The following is a 19,620-nucleotide window of genomic DNA, read 5'->3' on the forward strand; positions in this document are numbered from 1 at the left end:
TCCGTGACGGTTTGGCGTACACTGCACAGGCTTGTCACTCACTACGAAACAACGAGTTACAAGCACGGGGCCGTTTAGGATTCGACGCCGGTTGCGAAACTTTAGGTGCATGCCGAGTTGGTAACAGAACTCGTAAATCCACTGTTGCAACTTCTTATAGTTGCCAATGACGACCAATACGGTGCTGCTCTCGCTGCTTAATTGCAGCTGACATGCACTCCTGGTGCCTTCGGGCCCAGCAATCATCAGGGGATGTCTGTAAACCCAAAATGATTGTCATATAGAACAGAATCGCCGTGCAGTACGTTGTGGACGAAGCGGCTAAAACTTACACAACTCGCCCAAAGCACCCTGCCCGTCGGGTCGCCAAGGGTTAACTTAATAGACACGGCTACGCATGTAGTACCGACAGCGGAGTACTGGCGGACGGGGGTTCAAATCCCCCCGGCTCCACCACTTTTACATCTAAAGACGTCCACGGACGTCTTTTTTTGTGCCTGAAATCCAGTGAATACAGGGGTTTAGAGTCCACAAGCGTCCACCAGCATCCGTGACCATCTACGATTTCGTGTATTCCAAGTGGTATTCCAAGCCCTCACCTGCTATTTTTTGGAATACATAAACAGCACTGGAATACACCATGGGGGCCCAAGCCACGCGCCTTTCAGACGTAAAAGTCAAAGCCGCGAAGCCAAAGGAAAAGGACTACATACTCACCGATGGCAACGGCCTTCAGATGCGAGTGAGAATCAATGGATCTAAGCTATGGAATTTCAACTACATCCAACCTGTGACGAAAAAGCGGATAAACATGGGATTGGGCACCTTTCCTGAAGTGAGCCTAGCGCAAGCACGTAAGAGAACCGTTGAAGCGAGAGAGCTTGTCGCCCAGGGGCTGGACCCTAAAGAGAAACGCGACGCCGAGCGGCACGCGAAAAAAGCAGCCACGGAACACACTTTCGAAAATATCTCGGCAGCGTGGTTCGAGCTCAAAAAGGATTCAGTCACCCCTGCGTACGCCGAGGATATTTGGCGCTCTCTCACGCTGCATGTCTTCCCTGATCTGGCCACCACCCCAATCTCTGCTATCACGGCCCCTAAAGTCATAAATTTGCTTCGCCCCCTCGAGACGAAGGGCAGTCTCGAAACCGTTAAACGTCTAACCCAACGTCTCAATGAGATCATGACCTATGGTGTCAATTCGGGATTGATTCACGCGAATCCGCTCAGTGGAATCCGCTCCGTCTTCAAAAAGCCCAAAAAGAAAAACATGGCGGCCCTTGCGCCCGATGAGCTGAAAGAGCTCATGGTGGCAATTGCCAATGCCAGCATAAAAAGAACTACGCGCTGCCTAATTGAGTGGCAACTTCACACCATGACTCGGCCAGCCGAGGCTGCCACTTCCCGCTGGGCTGATATCGACTTTGAAAAGAAGATCTGGACGATACCGGCGGAGCGCATGAAGAAACGTCGGATACACATCATTCCGCTCACGGAGCAAGCTCTGGCGCTCTTGGAAGCGATTAAGCCCTATAGCGGACACCGGGAGTACGTCTTCCCTGCAGACCGAAACCCGCGCACCCACTGCAACAGCCAGACGGCCAATATGGCGCTGAAGCGTATGGGTTTCGAGGGGCGCCTGGTAAGTCACGGCATGCGCTCAATGGCGAGTACTATCCTCAATGAACACGGTTGGGATCCTGAGCTAATTGAGGTTGCGTTAGCCCACGTCGACAAAAATGAGGTACGGAGCGCGTATAATCGAGCGGACTATATCGATCGCAGACGGCCGATGATGGCCTGGTGGAGCGAACACATCCACGGTGCGGCCACCGGCAGCCTTTCGGTTTCAGCAACAAATGAAAATAGGGACCGAAAAGTCGTTTCTATACGCTGAAACTGGAACCGGTGGCAATCAAGAGCCTGGATTTTGGAACGTGAAGCGCCATCGGTCCTTCCATCACTTGCTGACCCTCTCAACATCAGATGTCATTTTTGCATACATCTTCTCGAGCAATGGCTCGACGATGAGCTCCGCCTCAGCCCAATGATCTTCCCGGAGCATTGAGTACGGCACATCTAGGTGGATCTCTTTGTCGAACGGAAAGTCCGTTTCGGTCTCTAATCCAACGATTAGCTGCATGTCATCTGGTAACTCTTTTGCGATGAACTGAAGCACCGCCGGCAGGTTGACGTCGTCCTGAGCCTGTTGGTTCGGCGAGTCGATCACCACCGGCACGTCGAAAGTCCCCGTTACACCTTGGCACGTTTGCCAGAGTGCTGCGTAGTAAGCCAAAATTGATCGAGGGCCTCCGCTTCCTGATAGATCTGGACGTCCAGCAAGCTTCATCTTAGATGCGTCTACTGCGGGAAGTTGCAACGCGACGCGCCCAGACAAGTAGTAGGATCTGAACTTTTCCAATATCGCTCTCGTTCTTTTCGGCGCACGGAGTAACTTCATTTTTTCATCTAGAGCATCCAAGGCCCCCAGGGCCTTATCGATCGCGCCTTGCAGAAGTTTACGCTCGGCTTCGAAAGCCGCGACTGCGCTTTCCGCTCCAATGCTCTCAACGACATCCTGAAACTTTAATTCTCCTTTGCGGGTATCCAGTAGCCTAGAAATTCGCTGATAGCTCTCGTCTAGGGTATGGAGCTTGGCTAACGTGGCGGCGTATCGATTCCGAACCTCGTTCGCGTCATCTCTGAGGCGCCCTGCGAGCTCTCGCAGCACGCGTGCATCCTCAGCGAATTGGAGCAAATCATGAAACGACTTAGTGTGTTCTGCATTACAGGTTGGGCAAATCAGAGGTTCCGCCCCTTCAGCCCGTAGGTATTTTGCGTCATGACCATATGCCGCCAGAGCGTCATCTGCCAATCGAATCTGTTGCTCAAGACTGGAAAGCAGATCTTGCTCACGAACGGCAGCACTCCGTAGCATCTCCTGCCTCTGATTAAGCTCAGTCACCTCGTGGGTCAGCAGCGCAATTTCATCGGCAAAGTTCTCAGGGTTGAGTTTGGGACCAGATAAGGGCAGCGTTCGACTGAACCGCTCCATAGTGCGCTCTAGAAGTTTGTATTCTCGCCGATGATCCTCAAGCGCTTTGGATTCTTGAACTCTCTCGGCTCTGGCCCGGTAGTACTCCGGCGGACATACGCCAGTGAAGTACTCCAAGATTGCACTCCAGGGAGAGCTGAACCTTTGAAGGCCGCTAAAGGTGTTCCAGCCGGACTGCCAACTGCCGTCCTGATTTACGTAGAACGGCAAAAAAAAACATGCGGGGTCCGCCGGTTTAATTGCCGACTCTCTTTTATCGGTAAACACCAAATTAAAATCAGTAATGCTGCAGAATGCCTCGGACCACTCTCCGAATTTAGAGGTGGCCACGATCATCTCCTGATTTGCGTTGAAAAGTGCGCGTCGCCCATTCTGGTGCAGTGCGAAGAAATGACACCCCCCAATGGAGAACTCCAGGAGAGAGGCGGCATTTTCATCCCACGACTCTAGCTTTCCCTGGGGCTTGGCACCAAGTGTCTCAAAAATGCTTCGAATCAGACTCGTCTTGCCAGTGTAGTTCCTCCCCCTCAACAGGTTTTTCTTCGGGTGGAAGCCCACGTGTCTCGCCTTCCTGTCGCGGTGCGAGAGCAGCCAGATGTTTTCGAATCGAAAGCTTTTCATAGTTCTTAGTTCTCAAGCTACGAACGAGGAGTCTCAGTTCGGGTCCACGCATTTTTTAATAGCCCTCATTGCAAAGCGCGCGAGTAGTTCGGCATCGCGAAAGCTAGTGAAATTCTTTTTCAGCTCGGCTAAACATGCCTCGAAGTACGGCCGCAAATGCGGTCCGGCCGCATTGACATCGAGCCAGCTGTCACAGAAATTGTGAACAGATCGCACATCGGGAGGTGTTGTGCCTGCTAGTTGCTCCCGAACCACGCGCGCAGCTTCCGCTCGCACCGCGGTAACCAACATGAAGTCCATTCCTTCGGTTTGTAGTTGCGTGAGCCAGACACTCAGATAGGCCGAATAATCTGGAATTGCCTCAAGTGCCCCCATTGCGGATACAAATTCATGCCTCGCGAACCCACGCTGCTTAATGAGCTCTCCGAAAGACGAACAAGTATCAGTGTGGCGACCTAGAGGCGAAATCTTCGTTACGAGGGATTCGACGAACGAAGCTGCTTGGCCCGCATGAGCAGGACTGCGCTGCATCAATAGTTCTAGCGCAACCTTGATGACGTAGCTACTGGGCTCATCAGGGTGGATAGCAACTCTCTTCAGCATAAGCTTCGTCAAATCCGGAGCAGGCGAGCCGCTCGCATTTAGCGAACTCAAAGCTTGAGACAACAAATCTGCATGATCAGGAGCAAAATCCGCGAGCGAGCAAGGCATCGACGTCGCTGCATTCCCCCCCGCTGCAAGGGGAATGTCACAGCCAGCGTTCGAGATAAAGAAGGCCTGAACAGGTAACTTATCGAAAGCTGCGAGGCTGAGCTGAAGCTTACCAAGGGCACTGTCGGCGACTTTTTCAAACTTAGGTAATACCGACTTCGCTGAAGCTGCTGGGTTCTTCTTTTTCGGAGGCAATGTTGTCCCAGTGAGTACGGACCAGCTCCACTCTCCCCGATCTTTCTTTTTTACCTGGTAAACGCGCGCACGCGACGGGGTGTCTGACGAGTCCAGCTCAGTGACATCCTGCACCGTTTCGAAAAGCAGCAAGAAATCAATCTCGCCCGCCTGCTCCAGCTCCACCATTCTGAGCACGGCCCACCACCGCTGAAAGTCCACACCTTTAGCACCGTGGCCACCACCTGCCTCTGTGAGGCCCGGTTTATTCGCGACGAGGAGTAACTCTGCGGCGCCAGCTGAAATGGTCAAGGCATGCTCCCTATGCACTTTCGCCACCTAGGATGGCACCTTGTCATCATCATTCACATTGCGGTCGCTGTAAAGGTGCCCGCCTTCTACTCCGCAAGATGTGTTGCCCGTTCGCTTACTCTTCGGTACTCGCTAACGAGAGGTGATTGACCGCAAGCGAGGTGCAAAATCCTCGAATGCAATTCGGCATAGATCGGGCACGCCTTCGGGAGGAAGGCGTGCCCGAGAAGGTCAATCTGCAAGTGATGCGCCAGCTTGCCGTTATCTGCAAGCTGGCGGTAGCTACTACCGTACTATTTGATAGCCGGACGAATCTCGCCGATTTACTTCCAAGCTTTCAAATTTAATACACGCAGCGACGTCAACATAAGTGCACTCATTTTTACTCATCATGGGTACTCGAAATCGCTGCTGCTTTACAGCACTTTTATAAACTCTGCGATAGCTATAACCGCCCCCTCCTCTTCCGGCTCAAGTACCAATGGTTGGTACTCCGGATTTAGTGGCTTGAGGGTAATACGCTCGTGCTGCCATTCACCGTCATCACTGGCAGTTTTTTCACTGGTATAAACCTTCAGAGTGTACTCACCAGCAGTTTCAGTGTCGGCCACACCAGCATGCCTGACCAGCAGCTTTCGGCCCTGGCGGCTACCAGCCGGCACCGGCCGGAACAGGCAGTAACTACCATCAGGCACCAAGGGTTCCATGGAGCGACCTTCCACCTGCGCCACAAACATGCCCGGCTCCAACTTGCCGTCATCCAACGCGACCCAATCTTCAGCATGTTCGGCCAGCGCAGTCAGCCCGCCCTGCTCTTGACTCCAGGCCCCAGCAGCGACCTGCAGGCCAACCAAGGGAACGCAGTTGTGGTATGGCACAAAGCCCGCGTCTTCCGGGGCTAGGGTTTTGAATGGCAATACTTTGGCACGGTATACAGCCGCTCCAGACTTTGGATCAGACGCCAAATCAAACCAGTCATCACTGGCCGCCAACTCCTTGGCCTTCGCCTTGCCGATCACTGCTCGCGCAATGCGGCGCATGTGCTCACGCATCACAGTCTTGTCATACAGCTCCTGGAACTGGATTTCGATCACCTCGTAATCTGTATTCAGCAACTCCTGACGGATCTGACGATCCTTGGCGGCTGTTAGGGCATTGCCGTGCAGGTGCTCGCTCATGCCATCTAAGTAGATGCAAACGCCCTCGTACTGATCGTTGGGCTCGTGGAAATACACGTCCGGACGGGTCGTGATGCCACCGAATAGCTGAATCGGCCGCTCAGTCTCAAACGCAGCCATGCCTGCCGCCTTCAGCATTGCCACCAGCTGTTGCTCAGGGGGATTACCCGGTTGCTGAGTCAGTGTTTCATCCGGCAATACAGGTGCCAATTCATGGGCAAAGTTCAGGGTGCTTCCCCAGTTGTTGAACACTTCAAGCGCGGTATGGCGATTCAGTTTGTCATGATAGAAAGAGTTGCGGAAATGCTGCAGACAGTCCACACAGGATGACTCACAGGCAGACGGACACTCCTCGGCCAAGCGCCTTGTCGCACTCACCACATCCGGCCAGTGCTCCAGCAACTGTTCCAGCAGGCCCGAGCCACCCGGCATGGGGTCATACAGCAACGCATCTACCGACTCACTGCCCGGTTTGCCAATCACCTGCACCTGCAGATCGGATATTTCCATATCCAGCACGTCGGCAGCCCCCTGACGCAGCGACTCCATGACGCTGTAGGCAGTTCCCTGGGAGGCGCAGTCCTGTAGTACTAGTGCATCGGCTACCACCTCGGCGTAGAAAGCGATGGTCTGAACGGGACGGCCACAGCGTTCGATATGATGCTCATTAAATTTATCCAGCTCCTGCTGGCTGCTCATGGCCGAGCGACTAGCACCACACACCAGGCACAGCGGATATCCCAGCAACGCCCCGGAACGCACTTGCGAAGCCGCGCCAACATTTATCAAGCGCATGTGCATGCCATGCTTTAGTTGCAACTGCGCTTTGCCCCACTCATAGACTTTACCGCCGGAGTGCCGCCCTTGGTCTTGGGCAAAGACTGCCACCGACATCTGGAAGCGGTAGTCCTCATCGTCCGAAATGTAGGAATGATGGGGTGCATCCACATCGCAGATGGCTACACCCGGAATTTGCGTGACCGACATGGAGCTGGCTTCACTGCCAGCCTTAGTGTTCGGGCCAGTTTCCTGGACTGACTCACTTGCCACATCCACAGCAAATACCAGAGGCTCTTCCGGGACTAGATGAAAGTGACGGGGCACAAATTTGTGCGCATTGGCGTAGATCAGGTTACCAGGCACATATTCGCGAACAGCCAGAGCAGTGTTACGGCGTAACTCCCAGTCACTGATATCGCTGCTGTGACGAGGCGCTACATGGGTCAGGGTTACCGCACCGCTATCCAGTCCATAACCCGGCAAAAAGCCCTCAGCCGCCAATACGCCATAGGTATTGGTGTCATCAAAACCCTCTGCTTGGCTACGATTGCGCTTGGCCTCGCCTTTTAGTTTTTTTACCAACCGTTCGCAGCGGGCGCGCAAGGCCTCTTCATCGGCGTCCAGTGCGCCCTTGCCAGCGGCCACCTTGCGCAACCGCTCCAACTGCCCCAAAGCCCACTGCAGGCGCTGGAATAGACGATTGATTACCCCCTGGAGCTGCTCAGCAAAACTACCAATGAGCACCTCCAACTGGCCACAGCTTACTACCTCGCGGTCACTGGTCGGCCACCCCTGGTGGAAGGCTTTGATCACAGCATTTAAGAGTACTGCTTTATGCTGCGCTATCTGCTGGCTCAATGCTTCAACCGTTAGAGGCTCAGCCCTCACCATGCCATCAGAGGTAAACAGATAGGGTCTGATTTGAGGTGGCAAGCAGGCAGACAAGGCCTCCTGTAGCGCAGCGGCCTGTTGTCCAGGCAGACAGTTACTACGCAGCATCTGCAGCAGCGTGGTCAGTACCGTAGCATTCACGTGCTTGGCAACCATGACGGGGTTGCGCAGGTTGAAGCTTGGGGGCTCCACCAACCCCTCGAGCATCTTCAGCGGTTGATTGAAGTAGGCTCGGTCGTGACTGGTTGTGCGTGCATAGGTCAGATCCAGCGCCATGCGGAACTGACGCCCAGCACGACCAGCCCGCTGCCAGTAATTGGCCGGTAAAGGCGGTACGTTGCGCATCAAGACTGCATCCAGCGAGCCGATGTTCACGCCCATCTCAAGCGTGGGTGTACACACCAGGGTATTGATGCGCTCGCTCTCGCCCTTGAAGGCGTTTTCGATGCGTTCACGCTCCGGCCCCGGAATCTGCGCAGAGTGCTCACGGGCACGGAGCATGGAAAACTCCTGATCCAGCAGCAGCAGGTCGTAGTTATCCGGATTTTCGGCCTCGAATACCAGCTTGCCACTACAGCGCCAGGCCATACAGGTCATACCGGGGTTGACCCGGGCATGCAGCCGCCGGCAGGTCTGGCAGCGATACATGCCTGACGCAGGCAACAGCATCATGTGATCCACATGCATCTGCGTGGCTCCGTGACAGCCTGGCAGGTTATTTCCGCGCGCGCCCTTGAACTGCACCTGCGTCAACAACTCCAGCTCATCGGTACAGAGCCGCCAAACATCATCCAGAAACGACTGAACGTGATCTGGATCCACTCCCCAACTCACAGCCGCCTGTTTGGCGGAACTGTCGTAACTGCTGAACCACTGCTTGATACGTCCTTTGTCATGCTGACCATCGCGCTCAAACACCAAGCCTTCCGGCACACCACGCATGATCGGCAGATAACCGCGCAGTACTTCCTTTTCACCGTCCAGCCAGAATTTGGAAAACATGCGGGTCACAGGATCAAACAGCATGCGCCTGGAACGAGCTGCATCCAGCAACGAGGCAATACCGTCGCGCAAGTCCGCCGGTGAGCAGCCCAACGCCCTTGCCCACTTCTGAATAACCGGCAGTGCTTCATCCAACCCCAGATACTGGATCTTCAAACGCCCCAACGGTTCCAGACCGGTGCTTTGCCGCGCTCCTAACGTCAGCTCACGCAGCACCTGGGCACGCAAAAACCACTTGCGCTCCTCGGCATGCGCCAGACTGGTTTCCGATTTGGGTTCAACCCGCCAGACTTCCGGGATCAACGCCCGGGACAGTTCATCATCGGCATCCAGAAACTTGTCCAACCACAACACCAGGTCACTGACCGAGACGGCACCTTCGCGCAGTTTCTTGTAGATCAGCTCCCTGAGACGATAACGACGAGAGCGATCCTGCATCCACCCGGCCTGGAAAGCGGCATCCTGGCGGTTGTCTGCGAACACCAGCAGGCGCTTGCGCTCGGCACGGTGGATCATGCTTTGGGCCAGTACATGCACATCAGCCACGCCCGTCGCGCGTACTGGACGGGCCGGTTCGCGGTAACTGCCGCTCACCCGGCGACCATGGGCGCCGCAGGATACACAGCGGGTCAAACGTCCAATGTGTTCTTCTTTCTGCTGTACGAAATGCAATGCTTTGAGGGTCTTATTGCGGCCACAACCAACACACTCAGGACCCTGCCGGTCATGCGTGGTGCCGCAATAACGGCAGACGAAGAGCACCTCAGTGCGCGAGGGCTCTTCCTCACCATCGGAGCCTACCTGATGATCCAATGAGACAGCACGCACGCCCCCCAACGGAATGTCCTGCGCACGCCACACACGACTCTTGCCCTCGGCCGAGCCACCGCCAGGCGCATCACCGGTGTAATTGAAGTCCTCCAGCCCATGCTCGAAGTAGTGCTGGCCACATGTCGTGCAGCTCGACAGTGGGAAGGTTTTCAGTTCCGGATCACGCCCGTCACTCGCAGCCAGTGCATCCTCAGCCGACAGCCACAGTCTACCCAGCTGCCCTAGCCCTTCTTCAAAGGTCACTACCGCGCCGCTAACGCCGCGCACAAACCCGTGTACCACCGGTCGCAGCAACGGCCGGTCGCCATTACGGGCCGCAGCCCCCAGAGCCAGCCAAATGAGGATTTCCTCTTCGGTGATCGGGCGTCCCAGTTTGTCGTTCAGCTCTTCCAGCAAGGTAGCCACGGCTCGCGGACGGCGCAGCACATCGGCGATTTGAAACACCACCTCGTTATGGCTGAGCCACTGGTTCAGCGCCTCACGCCAGTTGTCACCGGCCATGCGCATGCCGCTGGTGGTCTGGAACCAGATGCGGAACGCCTGCAAGTCGGCGGGCTCGACCTCGGTTCGGTCCAGCGTGCCGAGCATTTCCAGCACGGTTTTCAGCTGCATGGCCTGATCGCCATTGAAGGGCGCGCTGACAGTGCGCGGCTCGCCCCAGATGTCCTCTTCGTAGGCTTCGCCGATCAGCTCGACATTCTGGCCATCAACGCCAAAGAAGCGACTAGCAAACTCGCGGCCGGCTTCGATACCGCGGCGCGGGTCAGCAATGGTGGCGGAGGTGGCGACACAGGTGGTGCTGTTTTCGTCCTTGCCGCAATAGGCACGCAAACGGCGAATCAGGCAGGCGGTTTCGGCGCCACCAGCACCGGTAAAGGTATGCGCCTCGTCGAATACCATGAACTCCAGCAGTGAATTGTCGAACAGTTCCAGGTCCTGCTGTCGGGTCAGCAGCAGCTCCAGCTGCTTGACGTTGGTCAGCAGAATGCGCGGCTGCTGGCCTGGTGTGCGCATGGCCTCACGGCTCACCCGCTCCTCGGCCGGATGCAAGGCGACATCCATTTTCTGCTGCTGCATTTGCTGTAGCTTGCTGCGGTAATCAGCCACCGTGCTGCCTGACGGGAGGCGAACGCCATTGATATCCGCCTCCGTGCGCGGGGTCTTGCCCACATACATGCCAAAGGTCACACCGGTGCCCACCAGTAGCTCGCGCATACGCTGTAACTGGTCTTCAGCTAGGGCGTTCATGGGGTAAACGATTACCGCCGTCACTCCCGCCTCGGCCCCCTCGTCCCGTAAGTGCAGGCAACGGCTGATGATCGGCAGTAGAAAGGATTCAGTCTTGCCCGAACCTGTACCGGTGGCCACCAGCGTGGTGCGGCCGGCCTTGATGGAGCGGAAGGCCTTTTCCTGGTGCAGGTAGGCGCCCGGATAGGGAGACAACTGCCGGATGTGCGGGTGCAACACGCCTTCGTTGACCAAATGCTCCAGACTGGCGCCTTTCATAAAGGTGCGCGACAGGGAGATAAATGGCCCTTTCATCAACGGCGTATTGCGGGTGTGCTCAAGGTTGAGCAGTTCACGCATCTGCCGGTACAGACTCTCATCGGCAAAAGCATAGGTGCTGAGCTGGTAGCGCAGAAAGTCGCTTACGACGTCTTCGGTATAAGTAATGGGATTCAGCATCAGAACAGTGCTCTCTGCGGTGATTCTGTTTTATATGGCGCCCGCTCATCAGCAACCCCGTCGGCGTGCTCCGGTTGCGGCAATGGCACGATGCGGCGGATCAGTTCGGCATGGGCCGCACACTCCTGCCAGGAATGCTCCACATCTTCGCTCATCTGCCAGTCGAAAAAACGCGGCCCAAGGCGCGAGGTCACTGGCTGGTATTCCTGCGCGCGATCATCGTGGCCCAAGCCATAGTCGGCCAGGCGCAACTGTTCGGGGATCATCCAGCCTTCGCCATCGTTCTGCGCGAGGAAGGCATCTAGCCCTTTTTCCTGCAGATCGTGGAAGGCGACCAGCGACAGAATGGTGTGGCGCAGTTCGGGATCTCTGTCTTTGTCTATGCGCCAGAAACCTTTGGGGTTGAGCTGTGCCGTGAAAGCGTCGGTAAGCGACCGTTGGGGATGGTCACAATCAGCCAAGATGTAAACAAGCTCATCACTGGAAAGGGCTAAGGCGCTCGTAACCAAGGCTTCAGATATACACCGCTGACGTATGCGTTCCGCCGGCGTCAAAGCAAAATTCCTCGGATGATCTTCAAGTGCAAAGCTGAAAATCCTGAGATGACCGATCAAGGCTTGGCCAATTCCAGCCAGAAAGGGCGCTACTGCCTTTTCAGGAAGAACCGACTCCTCAACCACAAACCAATTCAGGTGCAAGCCACCACATCGTGCTCTTGCAACGAAGTCATAAACGAAGGAGTTCATAGCCGTTGCGAGCGCAAACACACTTTGCTGGGAGCCCAGCACGGCAGACGTGTTGCCGCATGGGAAAAATGGAGTACAGGTGGCTCGCGCAGTTCTCGCGTTGGTTGCCGACGTCACATCGATAAAAGTGACCTTTGGCACAGGACGCCATTTTGGCTGACCGGCCATCTCTCCAGACTTGTATTTTTTCGAAGCGGCATCTTCGAGGCCGATCAAATACTGAGGATCAAGCTCCTCGCTGTCCGAGGTGATTTCTCGCCAAACGGCCGAACGTCCTTTCCCAGAAACCCACCCTTTTGAGGAAACTTGGAACTGATCGATGATGTTGCCTTCGAGAAGCGGTAACGCCACATCCTCAATCGCCTCCACCCGAATCGCCTGCCGCCCATCCCGCGACAGCACCAAACCCGGTTCGCGCTCCAGAATAGGCATCGGGCCCTCGTGGTCGCGCCAGGCGCCTTTCAGCCAGTGGCCGTACTCGTCGGGGCGATAGCCCTTTTCCTCCCATTTGGGACGCGGCGGGAACAGCTTGGAGTCGTTGGTCATGTGGAATTCGGTGGCGTACTTGATGCCCCAGCCGTTTTCGCTCTGGTCACCCAACAGCACGCCGTTGGCGTAAATTTTCTGCAGTACGTGAAGGTCTTGCACGCTGCGGATTTCCAGAATGGCCTTGGAATACGGCGAAAACTCCTCCACCCGCGCCCGCGGGTAGGCCAGCACATGTCGCTCGGCCTGCTCCCAATCGTCCACATTGCGGTGCATAAAGCCGACGCGGATGGCCCGGGTTGCACCGCCCTTCTGCACGATCAGTGGGCAGAATTTGAAGGAACGATGGATATCGAAAATGCCTGCACGGTTCTCAAAGCCAAACAGCCACTGCCAGTCGCACTGGCTCAGGAACAGCTCGCGCAGGTCGGTGGTGCCCTTGTCGGTATAAATACCGCTGGGCACGATCATGCCCAAGCGCCCCTGCCCACGCAGCAACGCATGGCTTAACTCCAGGAAGAGCTTATAGGTATTCAAGTCGGCCGAGCCCTGATGCAGGAAAGGGTGCGCGGTATCGGCAAAACCTTTGTGCTTCTTGCGTTGCTGCAGCCATTTTTTGTGTGCGACCGCCGAGGCGTCGAAGCTGTTTCGGCCACTACCTAAATTCAGGTCGTGCTTTTTCTTGCCATTCTTGTCTTCGGTAACGCGGTCGCCAAAGGGCTTGCCCACGTACTTTGCCCAGTTGGACATACCTTTAAGGTCAGAGTTGTAGGCAATCCAGTCGTGCTCCAGTTGCGGCCAGGAGCGGAAGTACTCCAGTTGCTTGGCCAGTGCATCCTGCTTGCCATAGGCGCGGTAGAGCGGGTCGTTGTTGGAGAAAAACTCTTTGGAGTTGGGTTTCTGGATTTCCCACGGCGGGTTGCCCAGCAGCGCATCAAAACCGTCCTGGGTGGCGGTGAACACATCAGGGAACTCCAGCTCCCAGTGGAAAAAGCGCTGGCGACGAGCCACGTCGGCGGCAATGGCCAGCGCCTGTGCATTGGGGTTGACAAAGTCGAGCGGCAGCGGTGCCACTTCGATCTGCTCGCCTGGCCAGAACCACAGCGCGCACCACAGATCCATGCGTGCTTTCAGGGCATGGTAGTGGGGGTTGTTAAGCACCTCGTTGCGATAGACCTCGGCGCGCTTTTCACTTTCGTGTACAGGCAGGCGGTGCAGTTTGCGGAACACCTTGAGCAATTCGTCGTGCACATTGCCCGCATCCAGAGCGCCATCCAAAGCCATCTGACCGCTGAGCAGCGCCTGCAGTTGCTCGGGCACTGCCTTACTGCGGGCCTTTATCGCATCGGTAAAGACGTCCCCCTTGCGCTTGCCCTTCGCGTCTTGGTACCAGTGGTTGATCAGGCCCTCAGGCTTGTTCTTCTGATAGTCCTTGTCGCCGCCTTCCCGTTCCCAGGCCATGGCCGGATAGTCGCGGTAGGTGTCAAACCAGGTGCCCACCAGGGCGTTGCCGACCTTGAGCTTGTGATCAAGGAAGCCAAAGGGCAGATCGCGGTCCATGGTCTCCACCCACAGCGCCATACGCCCCAGTTCCACTGCCAGCGGGTCAAGATCCACGCCGTACAGGCAGTTTTCCACAATGTGACGCTTGAGCTGGGCGCGCAAGGCCTCTTCAAAGCCATCATCTTTGGGATTGAGTTTGGTCAGCTCATCGCTGAGCAGTTCCGCCAACTTGCCGTCAGCCATGCGCGGCACACCGCCGTCTTCGCTACGCTCGATCAGCTTATGTTGGAACAGCGACTGGGTCAGTGCTTCGGTGAGGTAACGCAGGGCACCCGCCAGGAAAGAGCCGGAGCCCATGGCCGGGTCGCACACTTTCAGGGCCAGAATCTGCTCGGGCTTTTTCGGTGCCCACTCCACTACGGAGTCCAGCCCGGTGCGCGAATCGATTTCGATGCGCACGGCCTCATAGGCCAATGGTTGCAGGGTGCGGCGCACAGTGGGCGCGGCCAGTTGCGGCCGGGTGTAGAAGGTGCCAGCACCTTTACGGGTACCACCCCAGCGCACCAGGAAGAATTGGCCGGGGGCGACCATACGAGCGCACAGCTGTTTGCCGGCTTTTTCCAGTGCCCGTTGTTCTTCATCACCGGTGGCATTGGCTTTGCGGCCACGGGGCTTCTTTACCAGCCCGGCAATCTGCGCGGCACGCTGCAGCCAGGCATTGGCCCGGACTAGATGGTCTTCGCTAAGGGTCAGCTCTTCTGCGCTGTCGTCGCTGGCGACAATTTCTTCCTCGCTGTCGTCCTCAACGGACTCTACTTCGTCGTTGGTGCTGTCTTCGCCGTCATCGGTATCTGCGGCTTCCTCAGCTTCTTCCTCACTTTCGTCGCCACTGTCATCACCGGCCTTGTCTTTTTTCTTCAGAGCTTCGAACAGCTGCTTGATGGCTTTGTCGTCCATCGCCTCCAACTGCGACAAAGTCAGGGCCGGCTGGTTGCCTACGGCGAGAAAGATCACCGGGTCGTTGTCGGCAGCCTGTTTGAGTTCGAAATCGAGCAAGCCTTCGTAAAGGATGCCGATGTATTCCGAAGACAGGGTGGAGAAATCCACCGGGGCATCGACCCAGCGGCTGCCGCGGCCCTGGCGCACCTTCATTTTGGTGCGGGTGAGCAGGCGCAGCAGTTTGTGCACCTGCAGATCGCTGACCAGGTTCTGACTGCTTTCCAGCAGCGCCAGTGCACGAGAAATGCCATCGGCGCTGCCAGGATGTCCCGGCTCGAATAGCGCACCGCCATAACGGGGTACGGTGAGGCGCTCGTGGGCGGAGCCTTCATGGATCAGGTTGAACAGGCCAATCAGGCGCGGCCAGGCGCTGCGGCCCTGGCTAAGACGTTCGTTGCCGCGGCCACCGGCGCGGCGGTCCATTTGATGGCGCAACCCTTCCAGGCTGTAGGCCTGCTGATAGATGGGATTGTCGACCGGCATTAGGCCGCGGGCTTCGGCAAACAGGGTAATGATGCAGCGCATGATGATGCGCGAGCCTGCGACATACAGATCTTTGTAATCGTGCGCCTGCCCTTGCTGTTGAGCCTGCTCGATGGCGACATGGGAAGCGGTGATCAGCTCTTCCACACCCTGCCGCACGCGCTCGCCCAGCACGTTGGAGAGCTCAGCCTGGCCCTTGCGGGAGGCGCTGATGGCTTGCAGCAGGAGGCTCTGACCCTGTTCCGCTAACAGCGTGCTGCGGTTGAGCAGTGTGCGCCAAACCACTGTCTGCGCTGAGGGTTGGCCTTCGTTGAACCAGAGGTCGATATCCCATTCACACCAGGCGTCGTAATCACTACCGGCGTGCACCAGGCGCCATTGGCGGCCATTAGTTACCAGCGCCACCGCCTGCCCGGTACGGCGCAACCACTCCACCACGCGCCCCAACAACTGTCGTGAGCGCCCTACCCCCAAGCGGCTGGCGAACTGACGCGAGCCGCCATCATCAGGTACGAACACGGCTAGGGTTTCGCCGTTTGGCCCCAGCCACAGGCGGCGCGGTTTGATCTGGGCGCCGGTAAAGCTACGCACGGCCCAGCGACTGTCGACGCCCTGGGCCTTTTGCCATTCATCTGCGGGCAGGCCTGAAAGATCCTGCAGGATGTAATCCAGAAGGCTGCTCAGGCTTTCATTACTGCCGTCAAACGCCGTGAGCGCACGACGGAGTTTTTCGGCCGCAAATTCCCTCATGACGGGTGCGGGTGCCGGGAAACATTCATCCAGCTTGGCCGGAGAAATCAGCAGGCCGCCGTGCTTGAGCTGCGCCCATCCTTCCGCATGCAGGCTCATACACCCACCTCCGGGAAACGAATTTCAATGGTTACCGGAAAGACCTGAGCTTCGCCACGCAGGGTAAAGCGGCGCGGCAAAACCTGCTCGAGGATACGACGCTTCTCTTCGGTCAGACGTTCTTGCAGGTCACCAAACTGGTTCTGGCGGCGCTTGAGCTCGTCCTCCAGATCACGCAAACGCTTTTCGGCCAGTGCGTCGGCATCATCGAATAGTTGCTGCTGGATGCTGGCCACCCGCTGTTGCTCTATTTCTCGTTTTAGCTTGTCGATGCTCTGTGCCTTTTGTAGGGCAGCAACTTCACGAATGCGCTGCTCGAAGGCTTCCTTTTCATGATCCTTCGCTTGCTCGTACGCACTCTTGAGCTGGGTACTAAGGATCTGGGTCAACTCAGCTCGGTAACTGCCCAATAAGGTTTTAATCTTGTCTTCCAGCTCGTCCCATAGGTCGCGTGCGGCGGATACATCGGCTGAACTTTGCTGGCCAAGCAAGCCATGGTGCGGCCCGCTATAAGGCAAGGGTTCACCCAGGGTATTGTTTTGCACCGGCAGGGCCAGGGTGCGGGTCCAGTGGTGGAAGGTTTCGCGTAGATCGTTAACGGCCATTTCCTCCACTGTGAACAGCACCAGCGCTTCAGCGCCAGCCGGCACCTGACCTCGGCTTACCAGCCAGCGGCTAGGCGGCTGAAAGTCGGTCTGCCCGCCCGGAAAGCGCAAGCGTGCAAAGGCATTGAGCGATTGACGCAGCAACGGATGGCCCAGGTGCAGCAGCACGGTGTCCGGAGAGGGGCGGAATACCGGACGACCATTGACGTTGTGGATAAAGAAGTGGTTATCGAACACCAGCCAGGGCATGGCGCCGCTGACACCTTTCTGTGAAGGCAAGCGCAGGCTGTCATCGACCACGGCCTGCCAACGCATAGGTAGCGGCGTACGCAAGCGCATGCGGCCCTGGGCATCGGGACCATCCAGCACTTCGCGCGCGGCACCCAGCCCCATGGCAATGCCGAGTGTTTCTTTGAGGGTACTGGGATTAAGGTCTAGATCGTCCAGCAGCTGTTGCAACCGTTGTTTTTCGTCTTCGCCGCGTTCCTCTGTGCGAACCTGAGCATCTTCGGTTGCACTTCTGCGACTGCTGATCTGCAGGTCCAGGTCACCCAACACGTCGCGGTCTTCGTTCATCTCCATCATGCGACGCTGAAAAGCGGCATCAAACACCTCACCCACCGAACCTAGATCCTCGCGGATGTCGTTGACCTTGCTCAGTACGCGGGCGACAAACTGCAGGTCACTGTCATCTTCGCTGGTGAAGTGAAAGATGGTGACATCCCGCGATTGACCATGACGGTCGATACGACCGTTACGCTGCTCCAGACGCGAGGGGTTCCACGGAATCTCGTAGTGCATCAACAAGCGGGCGGTGTGCTGCAGGTTAAGGCCTTCAGAAGCAGCGTCGGTCGCAACCAGAATACGTACCGGCGCGTCCGGATCGTTGAAGGCGCGCTTTACCGCCTCGCGCTCGTCCTCATGCATGCCGCCATAGAGCATGCAGATGCTGCCGGGTTCAGCGCCATACTCGTCATTCAAGCGGTTGACCAAATAGTCGAGCGTGGTTTTGTACTCGGTGAAAATGATCAGTCGCTCATCATTTTTCCACTGTTCAGCGTTACGCAGCTCCTTGCCAATCAGCTCACGCAGGCGATCAAAGCGGGCATCCGATTTCGGCTTGGCCTTAACCACGGGCTGTTTGTCTAGCCCCAAAGACTTCAGCGCGGCATCAATTGCGTCAATCTCTGGTTGCAGTACATCCACGTAGGGGTGCATCCAGGCGCCGACGACCTGCGCGGCATGCCGGCTGCGGCTCTCGCGTTCCTGATCATCATCGATATCTTCTTCACTGGCACGACGGGCGGCAGCCACTTCAGCTGCCTGCAAAGCCTCTTTGGCAGCCAGGCCCTCCTTGAAGCGCAACCAGCTGTCGGCAAAGGCCACCGGACACGACAGCAACCGCTTGCGCAAAATCTCAATGGCGAAATTGAGCACCATCCGTGCTTCGGGAGCGGTGCGGATAATGCCTTTCAACTGCGTGCAAAACTTGCGAACGGCAGCCGCCAGCTCCTGCTCCGGCTTAAACATATACAGCGGCAACGGTTCCAGATAGCGCTTGGCGAAACGCGGCACTCGGCCCGCCTGGCGATCCTGATCGTTGATCTCGCTTTTCAGCCTCCGGATCAGCACATCGCCGATCATCTTGCGCTCTTTGTCCGTGAAATCCGGCGTTTGGGTAAAGCGCACCGGATCTAGCTGTTCCAGCAGACCAGAGAAGCAGCGGGTATGGCCGTTGTGTGGTGTGGCTGTCAGGAACAGGCGGTGCTCAAAATACGGCGTCAGAATCCGCAGCATCTTGGCCAGATCGCTGTCTTCGCCGAAGTTGGACGGCATCAAGTTGTGGGCTTCATCGACAATCAACAGATCCCAAGGCAGCTGTGCACCACCCCGCTGCTTGATGGATTCGCAATTGGCGATGAACTGCTCCAGCACATCCGGCTGACGCAAGTAGTGGTAAGACGTGATGATGCGCGGCAGTGCACGCCAAGGGTTGGCATCCAGCCCCATCTCCTTTTGCAGCTTGTGCGTGGCGGCTTTGTCGACGATATCAAAGCCGAGGGAGAACTTTTCCTCCATCTCCTGCTGCCACTGGGTGCGCAGGGCTGCAGGAGTGATGATTAGCACCCGACGAATGCGTCGCTTACGAATCAGCTCGGCCAGAATCAGGCCGGCCTCAACGGTTTTACCCAAACCCACATCATCGGCCAACAGCAAAGAAACACGCGGCATACGCATGGCCCGGGCGAGCGGCACCAACTGGAAGTCGTCGACACTGACAGCACCGTAGACAGGGGCAGTGGGCACTGGCTCTGAACGTTCCTGCGGATTGCTGGCCGACAGGAACGGCGTGAGCGCGCTCCAGCGAGCTGCGCGTTGCAAGGCCAGAAACTCATCCTGCTGCATCGGAGCTTCGCGATCTATTTTGGGCAGCGCGTTCGGCTCCAATACCACCGGGCCGCGCTCACGTTCCCACAGCAGGGATTCTTCTGCATCACCATCGGTATCGCTGAACTCGATGGTAACCAGGTGCAGCAAGGCAGAGGTCTTGCTATCGCTGAAGGGCTCTACAGAAGAGATTACACCGCGGCGGTTACGCACAGTTGCTAGCATGCCGACGCGGGGAAGGTGATTGGCCGTAGGGTGTGAATTATTCATTGGTGATTCCGTTCAGATCGGATGTGAATCGACGAAAAGGCTGTAAGTAA

At 57.0% G+C, this 19,620-nt stretch carries 7 protein-coding genes and 1 other RNA gene; 3 read left to right on the forward strand and 5 right to left on the reverse strand.

Going from position 1 to position 19,620, the window contains the following annotated elements:
* The first annotated feature begins 66 nt into the window (after nt 1–66).
* Both ssrA and ACFZPT_RS21200 read left to right on the forward strand, forming a co-directional pair.
* Nucleotides 67–456, forward strand: a transfer-messenger RNA (tmRNA) gene (gene ssrA, locus ACFZPT_RS21195).
* A 184-nt stretch (nt 457–640) separates the two neighbouring features.
* Nucleotides 641–1,897 (forward strand): integrase domain-containing protein, encoded by a 1,257-nt coding sequence (locus ACFZPT_RS21200; protein WP_379555634.1) that lies wholly within the window; start codon nt 641–643, stop codon nt 1,895–1,897.
* 63 nt (nt 1,898–1,960) lie between these two features.
* On the opposite strand, the gene ACFZPT_RS21205 is transcribed toward ACFZPT_RS21200, so the two are convergent.
* Both ACFZPT_RS21205 and ACFZPT_RS21210 read right to left on the reverse strand, forming a co-directional pair.
* A complete protein-coding gene (locus ACFZPT_RS21205) occupies nt 1,961–3,676 on the reverse strand; it encodes a hypothetical protein (protein ID WP_379555632.1) in 1,716 nt (571 codons plus the stop codon).
* Between the two features lie 33 nt (nt 3,677–3,709).
* Nucleotides 3,710–4,873 carry a dsDNA nuclease domain-containing protein gene (locus ACFZPT_RS21210; protein ID WP_216574296.1) on the reverse strand — a complete coding sequence of 388 codons (1,164 nt, stop codon included), beginning with the start codon at nt 4,871–4,873 and terminating at the stop codon, nt 3,710–3,712.
* Between the two features lie 146 nt (nt 4,874–5,019).
* Here ACFZPT_RS21210 and ACFZPT_RS21215 point away from each other — a divergent pair, with 146 nt between their 5' ends.
* Entirely contained in the window at nt 5,020–5,220 is a 201-nt protein-coding gene (locus tag ACFZPT_RS21215; protein ID WP_379555631.1) for a hypothetical protein, read from the forward strand.
* Nucleotides 5,221–5,289: 69 nt separating this feature from the next.
* On the opposite strand, the gene ACFZPT_RS21220 is transcribed toward ACFZPT_RS21215, so the two are convergent.
* The 3 genes from ACFZPT_RS21220 to drmD are packed head-to-tail and all read right to left on the reverse strand — an operon-like array spanning nt 5,290 to nt 19,570.
* Nucleotides 5,290–11,241, reverse strand: a complete 5,952-nt coding sequence (locus ACFZPT_RS21220) for a DEAD/DEAH box helicase (RefSeq protein ID WP_379555630.1) — start codon at nt 11,239–11,241, stop codon at nt 5,290–5,292.
* Nucleotides 11,241–16,307, reverse strand: coding sequence for an Eco57I restriction-modification methylase domain-containing protein (locus ACFZPT_RS21225; protein WP_379555629.1), 5,067 nt, complete (start codon nt 16,305–16,307; stop codon nt 11,241–11,243). The genes ACFZPT_RS21220 and ACFZPT_RS21225 overlap by 1 nt, the downstream gene beginning before the upstream one ends.
* Nucleotides 16,304–19,570, reverse strand: coding sequence for a DISARM system SNF2-like helicase DrmD (gene drmD / locus ACFZPT_RS21230; RefSeq protein WP_379556271.1), 3,267 nt, complete (start codon nt 19,568–19,570; stop codon nt 16,304–16,306). The genes ACFZPT_RS21225 and drmD overlap by 4 nt, the downstream gene beginning before the upstream one ends.
* Nucleotides 19,571–19,620: the final 50 nt, after the last annotated feature.

Source organism: Pseudomonas sp. MD330_10, from assembly GCF_042610415.1.
Lineage (GTDB): Bacteria > Pseudomonadota > Gammaproteobacteria > Pseudomonadales > Pseudomonadaceae > Aquipseudomonas > Aquipseudomonas rhodesiae.